This is a genomic window from Synechococcus sp. H55.11, assembly GCF_047462475.1.
In the GTDB taxonomy this organism is placed as follows: Bacteria; Cyanobacteriota; Cyanobacteriia; order Thermostichales; family Thermostichaceae; genus Thermostichus.
This window is the reverse complement of the sequence record NZ_JANSJI010000202.1, coordinates 1-1,114: the sequence shown is the minus strand read 5'-3', so window position 1 is coordinate 1,114 and position 1,114 is coordinate 1. Positions and strand designations below refer to the sequence as shown.

The following is a 1,114-nucleotide window of genomic DNA, read 5'->3' as shown; positions in this document are numbered from 1 at the left end:
AGTTGGATCGCGCCGCCACTTACCCAGAGCGGGAAGCCCTGATGGGTCTGGAGGGCCATTGTGCCCGCATCTATTACCAAGCTCTCCAGCACTGCTTCTCGCCCGAGTGGAACTTCAGAGGTCGCAACCGCCAGCCGCCCCTCGACCCGATTAACGCGCTCCTCAGTTGGGGCTACGGGGTGCTGCTGGCACGGGTGTTCCCGGCAGCCGTCATGGCCGGCTTGGATCCCTACCTGGGCTTTTTCCACACCAATTTGCCCTATCGCCCCAACCTAGTGCTGGATCTGATGGAAGAGTTTCGGCCCTTGGTAGTGGATTGGGCCGTAATCCAGCTCATCAAGGCTGGCCTGCTCACCCCGGAAGATTTCGAGCCGTCGCCGGATGGGACAGGCGTATGGCTGGGATCCCTGGCCAAAAAGCTGTTTTTGGGTGAGCTGGAGCGCCGCTTCCGCCAGCCGTTGCTCTATCCTCCCCAGTCGCGTCGCCTAGCCCTGAGCCAAATTGTGCTGGAGCAAGCCCGCTGGCTGGGCCGTTGCCTGGTGAGCGGCAACCTGGAGTACGAAGCAATGGAGCTGCGCTGATGCTGTGGTTGGTTTGCTACGACGTGGTGGACGATAAGCGCCGACACCAGTTGGCCAAGTGCCTGGAGCAGTGCTGCCAGCGAGTGCAACGCTCCGTTTTTGAATGCCCCCTGGACACTGCCGAGCTGGAAGAGAAGCTGGAAAAGTCGTGGCTGCCTCTGCTCAACCTCCAGGAAGATAGCCTGCGGGCCTACCCTCTGGATGCCAGCGCCAAACAACGCACCAAGGTCTTCGGGGGGCCTCCCCCCTACGAGCCGCCGGACTACCTCATTTTTTGAGGTTCTCAGCTCGGCCAAAATTGTAAAGTTTTGTGCGCAATCCGTCGGGGCGAGCCATCGCTAGCTTTTCTTTGCCGGCGCCAGTTTTTAAGAGGGATCTAATAGCTTTTGCCGGGATTGGCGCGAAAATGTAGCATAATGCCCCTAAAAGAGCGAATTCTCCGACTTGCGCTTATTTGCCAAAGCGATGTTAATATCTGTGTCGGGAAGTCTCCGTACTCCCTCGCAAACGCACCTTGAAAACCGCATGAGTTC

Annotated in this window: 2 protein-coding genes; both read left to right on the top strand. The window is 58.6% G+C overall.

The features are described 5' to 3' along the window. The coding region (gene cas1 / locus NW853_RS08435; protein WP_414348791.1) for a CRISPR-associated endonuclease Cas1 at positions 1–581 on the top strand (581 nt) is incomplete at its 5' end. Continuing rightward, on the top strand, positions 581–859 hold the full coding sequence (gene cas2 / locus NW853_RS08430) for a CRISPR-associated endonuclease Cas2 (protein WP_414334612.1): 279 nt from the start codon (positions 581–583) through the stop codon (positions 857–859). The genes cas1 and cas2, both read left to right, overlap by 1 nt. Positions 860–1,114 lie beyond the last annotated feature (255 nt).